General features: G+C 34.3%; 16 protein-coding genes. 4 read left to right on the forward strand and 12 right to left on the reverse strand.

What is annotated here, in order from left to right; genetic code table 11:
* Positions 1-158: 158 nt before the first annotated feature.
* Together BKM63_RS09690 and BKM63_RS09695 are read right to left on the reverse strand one after the other, a co-directional pair.
* Positions 159-515: a hypothetical protein gene (locus BKM63_RS09690; RefSeq protein ID WP_071636413.1), complete on the reverse strand. Its 357-nt coding sequence runs from the start codon at positions 513-515 to the stop codon at positions 159-161.
* Positions 516-521: 6 nt separating this feature from the next.
* A complete protein-coding gene (locus tag BKM63_RS09695) occupies positions 522-2,003 on the reverse strand; it encodes a helix-turn-helix domain-containing protein (RefSeq protein WP_071636414.1) in 1,482 nt (493 codons plus the stop codon).
* Positions 2,004-2,200: 197 nt separating this feature from the next.
* On the opposite strand from BKM63_RS09695, the gene aceB reads away from it, so the two are divergent.
* Positions 2,201-3,802, forward strand: a complete 1,602-nt coding sequence (gene aceB / locus BKM63_RS09700; RefSeq protein ID WP_071636415.1) for a malate synthase A — start codon at positions 2,201-2,203, stop codon at positions 3,800-3,802.
* A 323-nt stretch (positions 3,803-4,125) separates the two neighbouring features.
* Positions 4,126-5,406, forward strand: coding sequence for an isocitrate lyase (aceA, locus tag BKM63_RS09705; protein WP_071636416.1), 1,281 nt, complete (start codon positions 4,126-4,128; stop codon positions 5,404-5,406).
* A gap of 206 nt (positions 5,407-5,612) precedes the next feature.
* On the opposite strand, the gene BKM63_RS09710 is transcribed toward aceA, so the two are convergent.
* Genes BKM63_RS09710 through purT form a run of 3 tightly spaced genes read right to left on the reverse strand, consistent with a single transcriptional unit; the run spans position 5,613 to position 7,816 of the window.
* On the reverse strand, positions 5,613-6,188 hold the full coding sequence (locus BKM63_RS09710) for a Crp/Fnr family transcriptional regulator (protein WP_071636417.1): 576 nt from the start codon (positions 6,186-6,188) through the stop codon (positions 5,613-5,615).
* A complete protein-coding gene (locus BKM63_RS09715; RefSeq protein WP_071636418.1) occupies positions 6,188-6,508 on the reverse strand; it encodes a DUF6370 family protein in 321 nt (106 codons plus the stop codon). The genes BKM63_RS09710 and BKM63_RS09715 overlap by 1 nt, the downstream gene beginning before the upstream one ends.
* A 3-nt stretch (positions 6,509-6,511) precedes the next feature.
* Positions 6,512-7,816, reverse strand: a complete 1,305-nt coding sequence (purT, locus tag BKM63_RS09720) for a formate-dependent phosphoribosylglycinamide formyltransferase (RefSeq protein WP_431733022.1) — start codon at positions 7,814-7,816, stop codon at positions 6,512-6,514.
* Positions 7,817-8,772: 956 nt separating this feature from the next.
* Here purT and BKM63_RS09730 point away from each other — a divergent pair.
* Entirely contained in the window at positions 8,773-9,567 is a 795-nt protein-coding gene (locus BKM63_RS09730; protein ID WP_071636421.1) for a hypothetical protein, read from the forward strand.
* A 49-nt stretch (positions 9,568-9,616) separates the two neighbouring features.
* Here the strand turns inward: BKM63_RS09730 and BKM63_RS09735 are convergent, their stop codons facing one another.
* The 6 genes from BKM63_RS09735 to BKM63_RS09760 all read right to left on the reverse strand — a co-directional run bounded on the left by BKM63_RS09735 (position 9,617) and on the right by BKM63_RS09760 (position 16,416).
* On the reverse strand, positions 9,617-11,491 hold the full coding sequence (locus BKM63_RS09735; RefSeq protein ID WP_071636422.1) for a peptidase U32 family protein: 1,875 nt from the start codon (positions 11,489-11,491) through the stop codon (positions 9,617-9,619).
* 134 nt (positions 11,492-11,625) lie between these two features.
* Positions 11,626-12,204 (reverse strand): autotransporter outer membrane beta-barrel domain-containing protein, encoded by a 579-nt coding sequence (locus BKM63_RS09740; protein WP_083572207.1) that lies wholly within the window; start codon positions 12,202-12,204, stop codon positions 11,626-11,628.
* A gap of 117 nt (positions 12,205-12,321) precedes the next feature.
* Positions 12,322-12,777, reverse strand: a complete 456-nt coding sequence (locus BKM63_RS09745) for a ferritin-like domain-containing protein (RefSeq protein WP_071636423.1) — start codon at positions 12,775-12,777, stop codon at positions 12,322-12,324.
* Positions 12,778-12,891: 114 nt separating this feature from the next.
* Positions 12,892-13,905, reverse strand: a complete 1,014-nt coding sequence (locus tag BKM63_RS09750; protein WP_123907062.1) for a hypothetical protein — start codon at positions 13,903-13,905, stop codon at positions 12,892-12,894.
* Positions 13,906-14,056: 151 nt separating this feature from the next.
* Positions 14,057-15,247, reverse strand: coding sequence for a pyridoxal phosphate-dependent aminotransferase (locus BKM63_RS09755; protein WP_071636425.1), 1,191 nt, complete (start codon positions 15,245-15,247; stop codon positions 14,057-14,059).
* 71 nt (positions 15,248-15,318) lie between these two features.
* Entirely contained in the window at positions 15,319-16,416 is a 1,098-nt protein-coding gene (locus tag BKM63_RS09760; RefSeq protein ID WP_071636426.1) for a fatty acid desaturase family protein, read from the reverse strand.
* Positions 16,417-16,523: 107 nt separating this feature from the next.
* Here BKM63_RS09760 and rsmG point away from each other — a divergent pair, with 107 nt between their 5' ends.
* Positions 16,524-17,153: a 16S rRNA (guanine(527)-N(7))-methyltransferase RsmG gene (rsmG, locus tag BKM63_RS09765; RefSeq protein ID WP_071636427.1), complete on the forward strand. Its 630-nt coding sequence runs from the start codon at positions 16,524-16,526 to the stop codon at positions 17,151-17,153.
* 55 nt (positions 17,154-17,208) lie between these two features.
* Here the strand turns inward: rsmG and BKM63_RS09770 are convergent, their stop codons facing one another.
* Entirely contained in the window at positions 17,209-17,940 is a 732-nt protein-coding gene (locus tag BKM63_RS09770; protein WP_071636428.1) for a hypothetical protein, read from the reverse strand.
* Positions 17,941-18,247: the final 307 nt, after the last annotated feature.

An 18,247-nucleotide genomic window follows, 5' to 3' on the forward strand; every position in this document is an offset into this window, starting at 1 on the left:
AAGTTCAAAGGTTTTAAGGTAGAGGCACACAGTAGTGCATATAACACATAGGTTGTCGAGATGACAAGATTGCGAGAAGATATGTTTAGGTAATTATATTCAAAATGAAGTAAAAGTTTGCTACTTCGCGTTTTTGCGAGATTAAAAAAAAACTCCTATTATTTGATTTTAATCAATTTTCCTCTCCCCTCTGAAATGTCAAGATAATTTCCTCCGCCATTTTTATTGTGTATATAAAATTGAATAGTGTCTTTTTTGATTTGATCTTTTCGAATACTTAGAATTAAATCAGTATTAATGAGATTGTCCAATAGAATTACATTGCCATAAGAGATTTTTCCTTTTGGCATATACTTATTGTCAAAAACAAAAACGCTATCCTTAAAAGTAATTTTATCTTTTTGAATATAGGAATTGTCATCTTCAATTAAATAATTGTAGCGGCCGGTAAGTTTTTCTGTTTTCTGATTAAAGCTAATAAGAAACAGCGCTATTAGTAAAGCAAAATATTTCATAACGTTCTAACTATATTGATTAATAAACTGCTGCACCACTGCATCTGTGTTTTCATGACGTTTCTTTCTTTCTAAAGCAATCGGAGGCGCGGCTCTTTCCAAGCAATCTTTTACCGCGCAAGTCTCGCAGGTAACACCTACAATTCTTTTCACTAAAGGTTTTCCTTCGATAAATTTGAATTTCTTTTTCATTGTCGGATTTATCAGGATGCCGACAGAAATACTTCTAATATAATTATCTGCGAAAGGATCTTTTGTAGCCGATGAAAAAACCAGATACTCGTTACCACTATTGGCATAGCTGGAAATCTGCGCATCAAAAAAATGAGATTTATTTTGTCTGATGGCTTCGTCTATTGTTTTAACCGAAACCCATCTTCTGCAATAATGTTCGTTGGTCTCATTGGCATGTGGTTCCTGCTGATGTGTAATGTGCAGTTCTTTATTAATTTGATAAACATCAGAACCTACGCGATGCGATAATCTTAGAAAAAATAGGTTCTTCAGCTGAAAATCTTTCGGTAATAAATTGGTTAATCGCTGGTAAAAAGATTCTGGTGAAACTTCGAAACTTTCTATTAGTGCAACAAATTCTTCCGGTTTTGGATTTTCATTTTCTAAAAAGGAATTGATTTTATCTACCAGTAATTTTCTGGGTAGTAATAAAGCGCCGGCAAAATACGAAGCGTAAAAATTATGCAGAACCTGATCGAAATTTTCAAACTTAATCCAGCTGAAAGTCAGCAGACGATCGGATATTTTTAAATAATTATAGGCAATTTCCTTGGCTAAAATAAAAGCTTTCTGTGGAGCGTCGAGTTCTGTTGACAGCAATAAAGTTCTGCTTTTCGGAACATAAATCGAACGCAAATCGCCCAAAGCTTCCTGATCTGTAAAAACAATTTCTTTAATGCTGTATTCGTATTCTTCTTTTAGAATTGCTTCTAACTCTTCAATAGTAATTTTTGAATCCAAATTAATCTGAAACGACTTCGAAAATGCAATTACTTTTTCTTCTAAATCTTCAAAATAATTACTGTGCGCTTCCTGATACGATCGTAAAGCAGCTAAAAAGAAACTTTCACGGCTTAAGTTATAATGCTGTGCAATTTCAATAATCGTGCTAATAAAAGCGTTGACTTTGGCTGGAGCATTCGCAATAATGTCAATTAAATCAGCTTCCTGAATTCCGAAAAGTTCAAGCGGAATCTCTTTTAAAATTCCAGATTTTAAGATTTCGCCAATAGGAGCGAGGTTGTTATCGAGTTTTAAGGACACCATTTGGTCGTAAGTCACGTCCAAATGTTCGCATAAAAGTAAAATCTTATCTGTTTTTGGATATTTTTTTCCCTTTTCGATCTCATTTAAGTATGATTTTGAAAGATTGGTCAGTTTGGCTAAGCCAAAAAGTGACAAGTTTTTTTGAGTACGAACTTGTCTCAATTTTAGTCCGAAGATCAGCTTTATATAGTCTTTTTCGATATCCATGAATCAAATATAGTTATTCTAAAAATAATCGCCAAAAAATTATTTTTAATATTTAGCGAACGTTCGCTTGTTTTGTAAAAAACTTTTTTCTAATATTGTGGTGTAGTAAGTATTAGTTATCAGTTTGTTATGGTTTTGTTTTGAAAAAAATATATAAACGATTCAATTGTGACTAATGAAAATTAAAAACCACAGCTATGAAAAACCAATTAGAAATTACCGAAACGGCAATGGAATTTTTAGCCGAAAAGAAGCTTCGTTATCCAAAGATCTGGACAGAAGAAGCGATTGCTTTTATAACTGAATTGCATAGAAAATTCGAATCACAGCGAAAACTATTGCTTTTGCAGCGCGATCAAAAACAAGTCACTTTCGATCAGGGAATCATGCCGGTTTTTATACCTGAAACCAAAAGCATCAGAGAGGGAAATTGGACGGCTGGTGAAATTCCGAAAGATTTATTAGACCGAAGAGTGGAGATTACCGGACCGGTTGATCGCAAAATGATTATCAATGCTTTGAATTCGGGAGCTAAAACTTTTATGGCTGATTTTGAAGACAGCACTTCGCCAACCTGGCAAAATTTGATGGAAGGCCAGCTGAATTTAATTGATGCGGTAAATAAAACAATTACGTTTACCGATTTAGTGAAGCAGAAATCATATCACTTAAATGAAAAAACGGCAACGTTAATTGTACGCCCGCGTGGTTTACACCTTCCTGAAAAGCATCTTTTAATTGAAGGCAAAGAAGTTTCGGGTTCTTTGGTAGATTTTGGATTGTATGTTTTTCATAACCATAAACGACTTTTAGAAAACAACTCAGGGCCGTATTTCTACATCCCGAAATTAGAACATTATCTGGAAGCACGCTGGTGGAATACGGTTATTGATTTTGCCGAGGATTATTTGAAACTGAAAAGAGGCACTATAAAAGTGACGGTTTTAATCGAAACCATTACGGCAAGTTTTCAGCTGGATGAAATCATATATGAATTAAAAGAACATATCGTTGGCTTAAACTGCGGACGCTGGGATTATATTTTTTCTTACATCAAAAAGTTTAGAAAAAATCCAAAATTCATTGTTCCAGATCGCGATCAGGTAACCATGACTTCGCCTTTTATGAATGCATATTCGAATTTGGTTATCCAAAGATGTCATAAAAGAGGAATTCATGCCATTGGCGGCATGGCAGCGCAGATTCCGATTCGAAATAATGAAGAAGCTAATGCAGTCGCTTTCGCGAAAGTGAAAACCGACAAAGAGCGTGAAGTTCGAAACGGCCACGACGGAACCTGGGTAGCGCATCCGGATTTGGTTTCGCTGGCAAAAGAAATTTTTGATAAAGGAATGCCGACTCCCAATCAAATTCATATTAAAAGAGAGCATCGCAAAATTACAGAAGCTGATTTGATTGAACCACCAATTGGAATCATAACCGAAAATGGTGTTCGAAAAAATATCAATGTTGGGGTTTTATATCTGGCCTCATGGCTGAACGGACAAGGCGCGGCGGCATTGCATAATTTGATGGAAGACGCTGCAACCGCCGAAATTTCGAGATCGCAATTGTGGCAATGGCTGCAGAATAAAGTGGTTTTAGATAATGGACGAAAACTAGATTTAGCTTATTATCATGAATTGGCTTTAGATGAATTCAGAAAAATAAAAGAGGAATTAGGCGAAGAAATTCATGAAAAACAACAATTTCCATTGGCTGAAAAAGTACTGGAAAGATTAGTTGTAAATTCTGATTTCGTTGACTTTTTGACTATTCCCTGCTACAAATATTTATAAAGAATTAAAAGTTGAGAATTTAAAATTAAAATATTTTTCATGCAGATCATGCAGATGAAATGAGAATATTTTTTTTAAACACATAGAGACATAGGTTTGAGTTTCAATTAAAAAAAGTTTATAAAAAAAACTAGTTTTTTCACACATAGTCCCGAAGCTTCGGGATTGTTTAAAACAAATGAAATGCCTTTAACCACAAAGAAAAACTATGTCTCTATGTGTTTAAAAATTAAACTCAAAGAATAAAATTTATAGTCTCAGTTGAAAACTGAAAACTGGAACTGAAAACTATTTACTTACTAACCACTTTAACTAAACTATTTATGAAAACAACAGAAGACAGAATTCAGGAATTGATTAACGATTGGATAACGAACCCGAGATGGAAAGGTGTTGAACGTCCTTATACTGCTGCAGAAGTAGTGACGCTTCAGGGATCTTATCAAATTGAGCACTCTATTGCCAAAATGGGAGCGCAAAAATTATGGAGAAAGTTAAAAAATCAGGATTATGTTGCGGGGTTGGGCGCTTTAACCGGGAATCAGGCGATTCAGGAAGTTGATGCGGGTTTAGAAGCAATTTACTTAAGCGGCTGGCAGGTTGCGGCCGATGCAAATCTGGCGGGAGAAATGTACCCGGACCAGTCACTTTATCCTGTAAACAGCGTTCCGATGGTGGTTAAAAAAATTAATAACGCTTTATTGCGCGCCGATCAGATTCAGACTGTAAATAATATTGAAGATAAAAAAGATTATCTGGTTCCGATTGTAGCCGATGCCGAAGCAGGCTTTGGCGGAAATCTGAATGCTTTCGAATTAATGAAATCGATGATCGAAGCCGGAGCTTCTGGAGTGCATTTTGAAGATCAGCTGAGTTCTGCTAAAAAGTGCGGGCACTTGGGCGGAAAGGTTTTAGTACCCACGCAGGAAGCGATCAATAAATTAATTGCAGCACGTTTGGCTTCTGATGTTATGGGCGTTTCAACTTTAATCGTTGCGAGAACAGATGCTGATGCAGCCAATTTATTAACGAGCGACGCCGACCCGAGAGACAGGAAATTTTTAACAGGCGAAAAAACAGCTGAAGGTTTTTTCTATGTAAATAATGGAATCGAGCAGGGAATTGCAAGAGGTTTGAGCTATGCGCCTTACGCGGATTTAATCTGGATGGAAACCAGTAATCCGGATTTGGATTATGCGAGAAAGTTTGCGACGGCTATGAAAAAAGAATTCCCGGATAAAATGCTGGCCTACAACTGTTCTCCGTCTTTCAATTGGGCTGCAAAATTAACGGTTGCCGAAATGGAAACGTTTAGAGAAGATTTGGCAGCAATGGGTTATAAATTCCAGTTTATTACTTTGGCAGGATTCCATGCTTTGAATACCAGTATGTTTGAATTGTCAAAAGCGTATAAAGAACGCGGCATGGCAGGATATTCTGAATTGCAGGAACGTGAATTTGCTTTACAGAAAAACGGATTCAGGGCAGTAAAACATCAGGCTTTTGTGGGGACTTCTTATTTTGATGCGGTTCAAAATACGGTAATGATAGGAAAATCAACCATAACAGCGATGAAACATTCTACTGAGGTTGAGCAATTTTAATTCAAACGAAAACACGGTCTTTGGCCGTGTTTTTTTTCTTTTTTTTGCCACAGATTTCACAGATTAAAAGGATTTAAAAAAAATGCTGCCACGAATTTCGCGAGTTTTAATTTGTGAAAATTCGTGAAATTGCTTCGCCTATTCGCTATCGCTCGGGTCGTGGCAAAAAAAACATTTTAATCCGTGCACTCTGTGGCTAAATAATTTTATTTCTTCAAAAGCCTGGCTTTCATTTTGCTGAAAAATTCCGGCGTTACTCCAATGAAAGAAGCGATTTGTTTTTGAGGAACTTTATGAACCAATGTTCCGTATTTTTTACAGAATTTATCGAATCTTTCTTCCGCAGGTAAACTTAAATTGTCCATCAATCGTTGTTGATTGGCAACTAAAGAGTTTTCAATTAAAATCCTGAAAAAACGCTCCAGTTTTGGAATTTCAAGATACAATTGTTCCTGATTTTCTTTAGATAAAGAAACAACTTCTGCTTCTTCCAGAACTTCAATAAAAAGCTGTCCGGGTTTTTGTGAAAAATAACTGTACATATCGCTCATCCACCAGCCTTCGCAGGCAAATGAAAGTACATGCTCTACAATATTATCGTTGATGTTGAAACTTCTTAAAATCCCCGAATTAACAAAATAAGAATGTTTGCAGATTTCGCCGGCGTTCAATAAAATTGTTTTGGCTTTATAAGTATTCGTTTCTAATTTAGATAAAAAGAGTGCCTGTTCTTCTAGTGTCAAAGAAACATGTTTGGCAATGTTTTCGAGTATTAATGCCATTATTTTTTTTCGTCTATTAAGGTAAATGAAGTTGCTTTAAAACGATTTTTTTCGATAGTTCCCGTTACAGAAGCTTTTCTGATGGAGTTGCAAAATCCGTTTTCTGCATGCGCGTCACCGTGATCGTGAATAGTTGTTCCGTCTACGAAATAGCTTTTTCCGTCAATACGAACAGCTAAATCACAGCTTTTACCTTTCATTCCGAATTGGCATTCTCCGCAAGAGGCTTCTACAATTGTTGGTTTGTCAATTACTTTTTTGCTTTGTGCTTGCGCTGTAATCCCGATAAACAGGAAAAGCATGAATATAAGTTTTTTCATTTCTTAAGAATTTACAATTATTAATTTGGCCGTTTCTTTGGCGCGTTCTGTTATTTTTTCGATTGGAGTTATTAAGGAATCGCTCGCTAAAACAACACCCATTCGGCGGTAGGGTCTTGAAGTTGGTTTTCCAAAAATCCTGAAATCGGTTTTGGGTAAAGAAGCGACTTTTTCGATTCCGGTAAAAGTTGGATTTGTCGAATCTTCTGATGCTAAAATTACGGCACTTGCTCCGGCTTTTTCTAAAGTAATTTCGAAAATTGGAAGGCTTAAAATCGCACGTAAATGCAATTCAAATTCGTTAAAATTCTGCGTTCCGGCCAAAGTTACCATTCCCGTATCGTGCGGACGCGGAGAGAGTTCAGAGAAATAAACGCCTTCGCTGGTTAGGAAAAATTCAACACCAAAAAGACCTGCTCCTCCAAGTGCTTCAGTGATTTTTTCGGCCATATCCTGCGCTTCGTACAAATCTTTTTCTGAAACCAAAGCCGGCTGCCAGCTTTCCTGATAATCACCTCGTTCTTGTCGGTGGCCTATTGGGGCGCAAAATAAAGTTGGATTTCCGTTTTGGGTAATCGTTAAAAGCGTAATTTCTGAATGAAAATCTACAAAAGCTTCTACAATCACTTCGATAACATCACCACGCGAACCTGCAACAGCATATTGCCACGCTTTTTCGATGTCGCTTTCTGTTTTTATAGTCGATTGCCCTTTTCCGGATGACGACATTAAAGGTTTTACTACGCATGGAATTCCTACTTCCTGAACGGCTTTTTGCAATTCTTCTGCAGATGTTGCGTATTGGTATTTAGCCGTTTTTAAACCTAATTCTTTTGCTGCTAAATCACGTATTGCTTTACGGTTCATGGTAAAGTTTGCCGCTTTCGCTGATGGAACCACTGTGATTCCCTGTTTTTCGTAATCGTAAAAACGTTCTGTGCGAATGGCTTCTATTTCAGGAACTATAAAATCGGGTTTGTGTTTGGCTACGATTCGGTCTAAAGCTTCGCCGTCAAGCATATTGATGACTTCAAATCCATGTGCAACCTGCATTGCCGGCGCGTTTTCGTAACTATCAACTGCAATTATGGTTTGTCCGATTCGTTGCGCGGCAATGACAAATTCTTTGCCTAATTCGCCTGAACCCAGAAGGAGTATTTTCATTTTATTTGATTTAAATTTTGAGTGTTTTGGTTCAGTTTTATAATTATTAAACTGCTTATAAAGGTAAAAATCATTAATAGAAAAGTCAGAACAAGAATAATAATCAAAGAGAAAACAATCTGAGACTGAATTTGTCCGTGTAATGCGCTATTTATTCCGTTAACTAATAATCCACCAATATAAATTGTAAAAAGAAATACTATAATTTTTGAACTTATTTCCATAGAGAACTTTAAACAAGTTTTAAAATATGTTGTTTGGTTTAATAATAAATTTAATTTTTTTGATGCTTTTCCGAAAAGAAAAATGATAAATACCGGAAATAGAATTTTCCAAAATATTGGATTCCAAATTCGTCCGAAATCACAGATTTGAGTTAAGAGACTAACAAAAGAATGTTGTGAAAAAATAATAACTGAATAAAAAGTACTCACAAAAATCCCTGCGCTAACTGCTTGTTTTTGAATGTTATTTTTTGATTCCATTTGAATTTAGTTTGGAAAGTAAAGATAAAGAAAATGGAATTTATTCTAACGTTGATTTTTGCAGTTTCAGGGATTTAAATTTAACCGCAAAGTTCGCAAAGAATTACGCGAAGAACGCAAAGTTTTTGTTTTTAAGTTAAAAAGGGATAAAAAATTTCTCTCGCAGATTTTGCAGATCGAGCAGATTTTTTTTAGTTTGAAATTTAATTTTTAGATAAAGTAACCGTATAGTTTGTCATTTCGAGGAACGAGAAATCTCCGCAAGTAACTCCGTTCTAATAAGCTAATCTTTGTCGAGCTTCTTGCGGAGATTTGCTTCGCCTGTTCGCTATCGCTCGGGTCTCCTCCGTCGAAATGACAAGATTGTGAGAAATTATAATATAAAAGTTCTTGTTAACTTGTTAGCGTGAGGGATAGGAGTGGAAAGCCCACAGCCTGACGAAGGAAGTGCGAGGACTTGCAACGGATAGCCCGGCCCGGAGGGACACGCCCAAATTATTTGTGAGAATATTTGTTGATAATTTTTATATAACTTCATTAATGATTGTTTTAAAAATCCTGTTAAAGCGATTCTATATTTATATATTTGCCGGCTTACAAATAAAACCCCAAATAATGAAAGTAAAATTTTTTTTGATAGTGAACGTTTTGTTCATTACCTCGTTTATAAATGCTCAGTCGGCAGGAATTACATTTAATTTTGGAATGGGAGAACAAAAAGCTGATGCGATTATTTTCAAGAAAGACAAGCAAAAAATTAACGGAATAGTTAAATTTCCAAGCTTTGAAGATAAAAAAGTAAAAATTAAGGTTGGTGAGGAAAATGAAAAGTTTGCCAGCAGTGATGTAGATTCAATTCAGATTTTTGACAGCAATAAAAAACTGTCTTATACTTTTATATGGACAAAAACAAAAGTCTATAAAAAAAAGGGTACAGAATTTAAAGTTATTGATGAAAGATGGATTTGTAAAATAATGACAGGGAAGGCTTCTTTATTTTTAGGAGGTGAAGAATACGGAATAAAAGAGGTTAAGGTTGAGGATGAAAAAACGAAAGAAAAAGTTAAGGTGAATAAAATGCAGGTTGTCTCTAAAGAGGTGAATCATTATTTGAAAAGAAGCAATGAAGATTTTCCGGTATTAGTTTCCATGAGTTCAAATGCTCTTTCTGCGGGATATAACGCTTTTTTTAAGGAATATGGAGTGTATTATTTTAGTGACAATCCGGAAATTGCTAAAAAAATTGAAGAGAAAGAATATAAGTATGATGATATTGAAAAGGTTGTGAATTTGTATAATGCAAAACGAGAGAAAAAAGCAGAATCAAAATCGGCATTAAAGGCAACAAAAATAAAGATTACACCGCCAGAAAAGTCAGAATCAAAGACAAAAACTACTAAGAAGAAATAAATAGGTAAATAAAAAAAGCGATACTTTGTGAGTATCGCTTTTTATGTTTTTAATGAAAATGATCTTCCTCGATTTCAAATTCGGCATCTTTTTCCCAGATTTCCATTTCGCAGGGCTTGCAGTTGAATTTTAGTTTATACTCCAATTCGCCTTGTTTTAGTACTAATGGTTCTTTTACCTTGACACCAACAATATCTTTTTGGTGTATAGGACATTTTTTTAATTCGTATTTGATGCAATATTTGGTTGTCATTACACGAGATTTTCCTGGGTCCCATTGTAATTCGAATGCTTTTTCGATTTCGGTAACACCGTGACGTTCGTAAAATTTACGAGCGGTTTTGTTTGAAACGTTGTACATGAAATCCAGTTTGGTTTCTGGATAAGGATGTGACGTTTTTACCAATTGGTGTTCTTCGCGTTTGTAGTTTGCTAAACGAATTTCGGTTAACTGATCATAAACGGTTCTTCGCATTTCGTTGATTTTTGAAATAGGAAGGAACCAGTTTTGAGAAAACATAATGTTGATTTCATCAGCAGTATAAGGCGTAAAACCTGTTTTTGCCAATTGGGTTTTGATATTTTCTTCGATTGATTCGCCAGTTTTTGTCTGTTCTTTTGGGTGATCTAAAGTAACAGTGCTTACATTTCCGTCTTCATCGGTTGCGATCAATTCAAAACCAGTTTCAGTTTCAGTAAGTAATAAAGAGGTGCTTAATTTACGAACGGCACTGTCTTCTCTTTCTACAATTTTGATAAAAGCGGCGTCATTATTTCTATAGATAAAAGTTCCGTCCTTTACTTCTTTTAAAACGTTTGGATAGATTTTTCCGTTTTCGGCTTTGTTTACGTAGATTCCGTCAGCTTCATTATTTTCATTGATGAAACAAAGTCCGTCGCCGTTGTTTAGCAATTCGCCGTTTTCTATTTCGTAAGCGTTTCCAACGGTTCTAATTAATTTACCAATATATTGTCCTTTTGATTTTGGGCTTTCCCAAGAACCAATCGAGCTGTGTCTTTCGTTTACAAAATAATCAGTATAACCGCGGTTGAAAGTTCTGCTTAAAGAAGAATCGAAAGTATAGGTACAAGTTCCGGAAGAAGCTTTCATGTATTTTTCGCTTCCTGCTCCTTCTAAATAACTATCTAGTTTTTGACGTAAGTAAGAGACGTTATTTTTTACGTAAACCACATCTTTTAGACGACCTTCAATTTTAAAAGAAACAATTCCGGCTTCAATCAAATTCGGAATTTGATCTGAAATATCTAAATCTTTTATCGAAAGTAAGTGGCTGTTTCTGATTAAAGTTTCTCCGTTTCCGTCGATTAAGTTGTATGGTAAACGACAGTTTTGAGCGCAGGAACCACGGTTGGCGCTGCGTTCTCCGTTTGCCACACTCATATAACAGTTTCCGCTGAACGAAACACATAAAGCTCCGGTTACGAAAAATTCTAATTCAACATCAGCATGATCGTAAATTGTTTTAATTTGATGCAGGTTTAATTCGCGGGCTAAAACCACACGTTTGATTCCGGCATCTTTAAGGAATTTAATTTTATCGGCATCACGATTATTGGCTTGTGTACTGGCGTGAAGTACGATAGGAGGCAAGTCCATTTCCATAATCGCCATATCCTGAATAATCAAAGCATCTACACCAATATCATATAATTCCCATATCATTGCGCGACACGTTTCCAGTTCGTTATCGTACAGAATGGTATTCATAACAACAAAAACCTGAGCATTAAATAAATGTGCATATTGTACCAAAGCAGCAACATCTTCGATAGAATTGTTGGCGTTAGAACGCGCACCAAACTGCGGTGCACCAATATAAACTGCATCGGCGCCGCTGTTTATAGCGGCCATTCCTCCAATTAAATCTTTAGCAGGAGCTAATATTTCAATTTTCTTCTTCATTTTTAGAACTTTAGGCTTTTGTGGTATTCACGGAAAAAAGTTTGCAAAGTTCTTATAAATATTTCGAGTTTGCTAATGATGAAGGGATTTTTTTAAAATTGTTAACTTAATATGGAATGATGATAAATCAGATTTTAATCAAGAGGAAAAGAATATCCTGCAGTAAATCCTCCGAAGGATTGTTCAGCAGAGGGTTGTGCGTAGAATGAAACTCCAATTTCTATATTATTTTTGCGTCCCACTGCAAGTCCAAAACCTATAGGAATGTGGAGTTGGGCGCCGGTTTTTTTTATATTAATAACTTCTGTATAGGTTGTAAAAGAACCTAAAGATGCACCAATACCAGCCTCTACAAAAGGAGCTACCCAAGGGATGGGAGCACAAAGGCGTGCTTTTCCGCCTAGAAAGAAAGCATTCGTTTCTACTTTATAACCTTGCGGATTTTTAATTTTATCTTCGCTAGTTGAGGTAAAAATAACTCCGGCATATGGTCTTACGCTAAACCATTTTTTTATTCCAATTACATATTCTCCTTGGGTATAAAAACCAAAACCATCTATGATTTCTGGATTTTCTTCTTCATAATTTGATGTACTTGATCCAAAACCGATAGATGCTTTAATGAAATTACCTTCTGTTTGCGCTTTTATTGAATTAGGAAATAAGATTATAAGAACAGTAAAAATAAAAATGCTGCGTAAAATTAATGTCATAATATTAGAATTGTTTGCGACGAAAATAATATTTATTTTTCATTTTTAATAAACAAAAAAACCGCCCGATCCGAAGACCGAGCAGTTTTCAAAAAAAAGCATGAATCGATCGATCGATTAATTCGCTTTCATTTTAATTTGGGATAACGTATTTTGAATACTGTTTAATTGTTTTGAAACAACTGAAGCCTGGCTGTATTCTAAATTGTTGTCTTCCAGAGCAGATTTGTATTTTTCAATGGCTGCTTCTTCTCCGGTCACACAGGCGTTAATAATTGCTTCTGTATCTCCCCCTGTAAATGAAGATTTAATATCAATCCATGTACGGTGTAAAGCTCCTAATGGTCCACCGCCAGATGTATCTGTTGATTTTCCAAGTTTGTTGATTTCGTCTTGTAGTTCTACAATAAATAAAGCTCTTTCACGTGCATATTCGAGAAAATCTGTCTTCATAGCCGCATTTTCTACGTGCTCAGCAGCGTTTGTATATCCTAGTTTTCCGTCTTCAAGAATTGAAATTAATCCTTCTAAAGTTTTAACTGTTTCTTTTGTGGTTTCATCTGTATGTATCATGACTAATAGTTTTTAAATTAATACATTACAAAGTTGGGGAAATATAAAGCGTCTGTTTTACAGGATTTTAGTGAGGTTTTACAATATTGTAGAATGGGAATTTTGAAAACTTATTTATATTTTTACTTTAATATCTTTTGAAATACCATATATTTTCGAATAGAATAAGATATTGTTGTCAAATGCAAAATCGTGTTCGATTACATTATAAAATCCATTTTCTTTCATTTTTTGTAATTTCTCTACTGGCAAAAGTTTTTTCAACTCTTCTTTAGTGATTTTTCTATTTAATTTAAAAATGTTGTAAAGGTCTTTGTAGATAAGATAAGACATGTTTGAGCCTAATTTTCTTTCATTTTTATTATTGATGTCAAGTGCCCAATAATTAAAATTTTCAGCTTTTTTATTGAATTCATTGCTTTCGTTTAAAACATCAAATACAAAAATCTTGTTATAGATTTCTACTATTTTTATTTCCTTTTTATTTATCGAAAACGTAGTAATTAAATTTGATTTATTTAATTTTTGAATAGCATAATCTGTTAAGATTTTTACATTATATGTTGCAAATCCTGTTGCTTTTTTTGAAGAAGTATTAATGTTATCCTGAAATTTGATGGTATGATAGGTTAAATCTTTGTCTAAAAGCGTACCACTATTCTCGCTTGTAGTATGCATGCTGTCAATAGCTATTTTCTTTTTGTTTTCATTAATTGCATCAAAAGATTTTAATTTTATTTTGACAAAATCGAGATCATTATTTTTTTGAAAGAAGCTTGGAAAATATGATTCAAGTACAAGTTGTTGTTTATTAAATTGCGTGATTAAGCTCAATTTTGAATTTTTTGAAAGCGAATCAATACAGGAAATTAATTTTTCATTGGAAAGATTGCTTTTGAAGAAAACTTCTTTTTCATCATATTTTTTAAGACTTACTTCTTCTGAAATGGTATTGTAGTTTTCAAACATACCATAAATAGCATCATATATAGCCGAAGAATTTTCGTTATTAATTTTTTCACTTTCCCCTTTGTAAAAAACGGAAAGCATTATGTTTGGACTTTTTTGAGCGTTAATTTCTTTAGAAAATAGTATAAATGTTAGAACCAGGAGTAATTTTTTTTTCATTTCGTTGGTGGTTTTGTTAACTGAAGTTGCAAACATATCATTTTACATTAACTTCTGAATTATAAAAAATGTAATTAATTTAAAGTTGCGTATAGCATAAAAAAAGCCTCAGGAATTTCCTGAGGCCTCATTTGTATAATATGAATCCTGATTAAACAGTCAAAGCTTCTTTAATTCTGCGTAATGCTTCTTTTAAAATATCATTGCTTGTTGCGTAAGAGAAACGAATGCAATTTGGATTTCCGAAAGCGTCTCCTGTTACTGTTGCAACATTAGCCTCTGCCAAAAGATACATCGAAACATCGTTGGCATCTTTGATTTCTGTTCCTTTTAAAGTTTTTCCGAAGAAAGAAGAAACGTCTGGGAAAACGTAGAAAGCCCCTTCCGGAACGTTAATTTTTACTCCTGGAATTTCTTTTAATAATCCCACAACTAAATCTCTACGACCGTGAAAAGCCTGAACCATTTCGTTTAATACGCTTGGATCAGCATCTACAGCAGTAATTGTAGCGCGCTGTGCTACAGAGTTTGCTCCAGATGTTACTTGTCCTTGAATTTTTGTACATGCTTTTGCAATAAATTCAGGAGCTCCGATGTAACCAATTCTGTATCCTGTCATCGCAAATGCTTTTGCAACTCCATTTACTGTAATTGTTTTTTCTAACATTCCCGGAATTGAACCGATACTGCAGAAAGTTCCTGAGAAATTGATGTGCTCATAGATCTCATCGGCAACTACGTAAATATTTGGGTGTTTTTCTAAAACTTTTGCAAGAGCAGTTAATTCTTCTCTGCTGTAAACAGATCCTGAAGGATTACAAGGAGAAGAGAACCACATCATTTTTGTTTTTGGTGTAATTGCTGCTTCTAATTGTTCTGGTGTAATTTTGAAATCAGTTTCTACAGATGTTGGAACTTCAACAGGAACTCCGCCGGAAAGTTTTACGATTTCGAAATAAGAAACCCAATATGGTGCTGGTAAAATTACCTCGTCACCATCGTTTAGCATTACTTGTGCAATGTTATATAAAGATTGTTTAGCTCCTGTAGAAACTACGATTTGAGATGGTTTGTACTCTAATCCGTTATCTCTTTTGAATTTTCTGCAAATTGCCTCTTTCAATTCCTGATAACCGTCTACCGGAGAATACGTACTGTAATTTTCGTCGATTGCTTTCTTTGCAGCTTCTTTAATAAAGTCTGGTGTATTGAAATCTGGTTCACCTAAACTTAAACTGATAATGTCTTTTCCTTGTGCTTTCAATTCACGTGCTAAAGCAGCCATTGCTAAGGTTTGTGATGTTGCTAAGTTGTTGATTCTGTCTGAAAGAATATGGTTCATTATAAAAATTTTGAATGTCCTTAATTGCACTTTAAATTAAGGAAGGTTATTATTAATAGATTTTTTTTAGTTTAAACAGATAATTCAGGTTTCATTCCCAAGTCACGCAAATGCTTGAAGTGAGCTGCGATAGCACTTCGCATTGTTTTGTATTCGTAATATGGTAAATTACATTCTTTTGCCGTTTCCTTCACGATTTTCGCAATTTTACCGTAGTGAATGTGACTAATATTAGGGAAAATATGATGCTCAATTTGATGATTTAGTCCGCCTGTGTACCAATTTACAATTGCATTTTTTGGAGCAAAGTTAGTTGTGGTATACAATTGGTGAACTGCCCAGGTGTTGTCCATTTCTCCTAACTCATTTGGAGATGGATTTGTTGTATGATCTACAACGTGTGCTAGCTGAAATACAACACTCAAGATTAATCCTGCAGTATAATGCATTACAAAAAAGCCAATTAGCACTTTCCACCATGTAATTCCAATAACCATTGGTAAAACAATCCAGATTGAAATATAAATAAGTTTAGTGATAATTAAAGTTGTCCAAAGAATTTTTGGGCTTTTTGGTTCTCCGTAAGACAGTTTTCTTTTCAGATAATTTCTCATCTGTTTAAAATCGGTAGTAATGGCCCAATTAAAAGTCAATAAACCATATAAGAAAACAGAATAGTAATGCTGAAAACGGTGAAAACTATGCCATTCAGCATGTTTGGTAAAACGAATAATTCTTCCCGCATCCAGATCTTCGTCGTGACCAGGAATATTTGTATAAGTATGATGCAGCACATTATGCTGTACCTGCCAGTTGTAAACATTTCCGGCAAGAACATAAATTGTTCCTCCCATAAATTTATTAATCCAGCTTTTGGTTGAATAGGAACCATGATTACCATCGTGCATAACATTCATTCCAACGCCCGCCATACCAATACCAATTACAATTGATAAAAGCAGCATAACCCAGAAAGGCATGTTAAGTGTAAGGATTAAAAAATACGGAGTTAAAAAAACTGCGAATAGAATAACGGCTTTTAAGTGTAATTTCCAGTTTCCGGTTTTCTGAATATTATTCTCTTTAAAGTAATTGTTTACCCGAGAGTTAAGTGTTCTGAAAAACTTCAGATTGTCTTGCCTTGCAAAAGTTGGAGCAGTGTTATTCATAATTGTTTTAAATAGTTTTCAAAGGTAATTATTATAAATTCTCAATTTGCAAAATTGAGTTAAATATTTCAATCGTAAAGTAGTACTTTTGTTAAAAATTTACAGCAATGGATGAGATATTGAAATATTTTCCTGATTTGACCGATCTTCAAATCGAACAATTTCAAAAATTAGACTTTTTATACCACGATTGGAATGAAAAAATCAATGTGATTTCGCGTAAAGACATTGATTCATTATATACAAAACATATTTTGCACTCGTTAGGAATTGCCAAAATCATGAAATTTGAGCCGGGAGCAACAGTTTTGGATGTTGGAACGGGAGGCGGTTTTCCGGGAATTCCGTTAGCGATTCTTTTTCCGGAAACCCGATTTTATTTAATTGATGTAATTGCTAAAAAAATAAAAGTGGTTCAGGGAGTGGTGGATGCTTTAGAATTAAAAAATGTGAAAGCAGAACAAAAACGTGCTGAATTAGTAAAAGGAGATTTCGATTTTATTGTAAGCCGTGCCGTAACCAATATGCCTGATTTTGTTTCATGGATAAAAGATAAAATTAAAAAGCAGCATAAGCATACTCTAAAAAATGGAATTCTATATTTAAAAGGAGGTGATTTAGCAGAAGAGTTGAAAGATTTTCCAAATGCGACTTTATATGATTTAGCCGAAATATTTGATGACGAGTTTTTTGAAACTAAAAAAGTTGTTCATCTTCCTTTGAAGTTTAAAGCTTAAAAATAAAATACCCCGAAAAAAATCTTTTCGGGGTATTTTTTTGAACTAAGAATTATTAAGATGCTTTTCTAGAAAAATCTAAAAAAGGATTTGCCTTGAGATCAAGATTATCAATAAAATTATGAAGTGCATTTTCTGATGCCTGAACGCTGTGTTTGAATTCAGCATCAAAGAAAAATTCACGACAGATTACAGGTTCATTAGAAGAATCGTATACGGCTTCATCTGTTTCGTCTAAATCTGCATTTCTGTAAGTAGAAGGATAGGAACGTACTAATTCAGTAATGATCTGGTTGAACCAGTCCTCAAATTTTTTCTTTTTAGGTGTTATATGGTTTGCTAGTAAAATCAAACCAACAAGTTCATTTTGTAAAAAGTACGATCCTTTTCTGTATCTCACATCGATCATTCGTACATTCATTAGTGCAATCCATAATGCTCCGTTTACAGAACCTGAGGCTGGCATATCAAAATTAGTATCAAATAACAAGGGATTTGTCTGCTCACGATTATTTATTGAGCACCAAAGAGCCTCAATTCGTTTTTGAATATCATTGGCTGCGTGAGTATATCCTGTAAAGCGCCAGTAAATCCATTCTAAAAGTGCTGCAGTAAGTCCTACGCAGCCTTTATGATTAATTAGCATTAAGGTTTTTTCTAACTCTTCGTTTCCTTCTATCGGATCTAAAAAATGATTTATTTTCTTTTTTGTCCATTTATAATTAATAGGATGACCGATACTTTTTGCTTCCGAAATTACTTTTGGAACATTGTTTAAATTTCTCATAAGTCGAATATTTTTTTTAGGTAGTTTTTTTAAATTTTTAGTAAAGCAAATTTAGACGGATGCTTTTTCTTTCAGAGGACCAAAAAGTTTAAAAACTAACAAAATAAGGTTTTTTATTACATAAGACATTGACTTTTAATATAATAAGAAAAATATTACAAAACATAAAATAGACTACAAAAGCTTTTAATTACCTGATTGTTTTTATCAGAATTAATTAATAAATAAAAAGCCGAATCTTTTATATAAGATTCGGCTTTGTTTATGTTGACAGATTTCAAAGATTGAAATCTGATATTGAAATAAG

The sequence above is a fragment of the Flavobacterium johnsoniae genome, from assembly GCF_001879205.1.
Classification (GTDB): Bacteria; Bacteroidota; Bacteroidia; order Flavobacteriales; family Flavobacteriaceae; genus Flavobacterium; species Flavobacterium johnsoniae_A.

Coding starts and splice junctions, on each gene's coding strand:
- BKM63_RS09750 (WP_123907062.1), bottom strand. CDS start 13,905: ATGAAAAAAAAATTACTCCTGGTTCTAACATTTATACTATTTTCTAAA.
- aceB (WP_071636415.1), top strand. CDS start 2,201: ATGAAAAACCAATTAGAAATTACCGAAACGGCAATGGAATTTTTAGCC.
- BKM63_RS09710 (WP_071636417.1), bottom strand. CDS start 6,188: ATGGCATTAATACTCGAAAACATTGCCAAACATGTTTCTTTGACACTA.
- BKM63_RS09745 (WP_071636423.1), bottom strand. CDS start 12,777: ATGATACATACAGATGAAACCACAAAAGAAACAGTTAAAACTTTAGAA.
- rsmG (WP_071636427.1), top strand. CDS start 16,524: ATGGATGAGATATTGAAATATTTTCCTGATTTGACCGATCTTCAAATC.
- BKM63_RS09760 (WP_071636426.1), bottom strand. CDS start 16,416: ATGAATAACACTGCTCCAACTTTTGCAAGGCAAGACAATCTGAAGTTT.
- BKM63_RS09755 (WP_071636425.1), bottom strand. CDS start 15,247: ATGAACCATATTCTTTCAGACAGAATCAACAACTTAGCAACATCACAA.
- BKM63_RS09715 (WP_071636418.1), bottom strand. CDS start 6,508: ATGAAAAAACTTATATTCATGCTTTTCCTGTTTATCGGGATTACAGCG.
- BKM63_RS09770 (WP_071636428.1), bottom strand. CDS start 17,940: ATGAGAAATTTAAACAATGTTCCAAAAGTAATTTCGGAAGCAAAAAGT.
- BKM63_RS09735 (WP_071636422.1), bottom strand. CDS start 11,491: ATGAAGAAGAAAATTGAAATATTAGCTCCTGCTAAAGATTTAATTGGA.
- BKM63_RS09695 (WP_071636414.1), bottom strand. CDS start 2,003: ATGGATATCGAAAAAGACTATATAAAGCTGATCTTCGGACTAAAATTG.
- aceA (WP_071636416.1), top strand. CDS start 4,126: ATGAAAACAACAGAAGACAGAATTCAGGAATTGATTAACGATTGGATA.
- BKM63_RS09740 (WP_083572207.1), bottom strand. CDS start 12,204: ATGACATTAATTTTACGCAGCATTTTTATTTTTACTGTTCTTATAATC.
- BKM63_RS09690 (WP_071636413.1), bottom strand. CDS start 515: ATGAAATATTTTGCTTTACTAATAGCGCTGTTTCTTATTAGCTTTAAT.
- BKM63_RS09730 (WP_071636421.1), top strand. CDS start 8,773: ATGAAAGTAAAATTTTTTTTGATAGTGAACGTTTTGTTCATTACCTCG.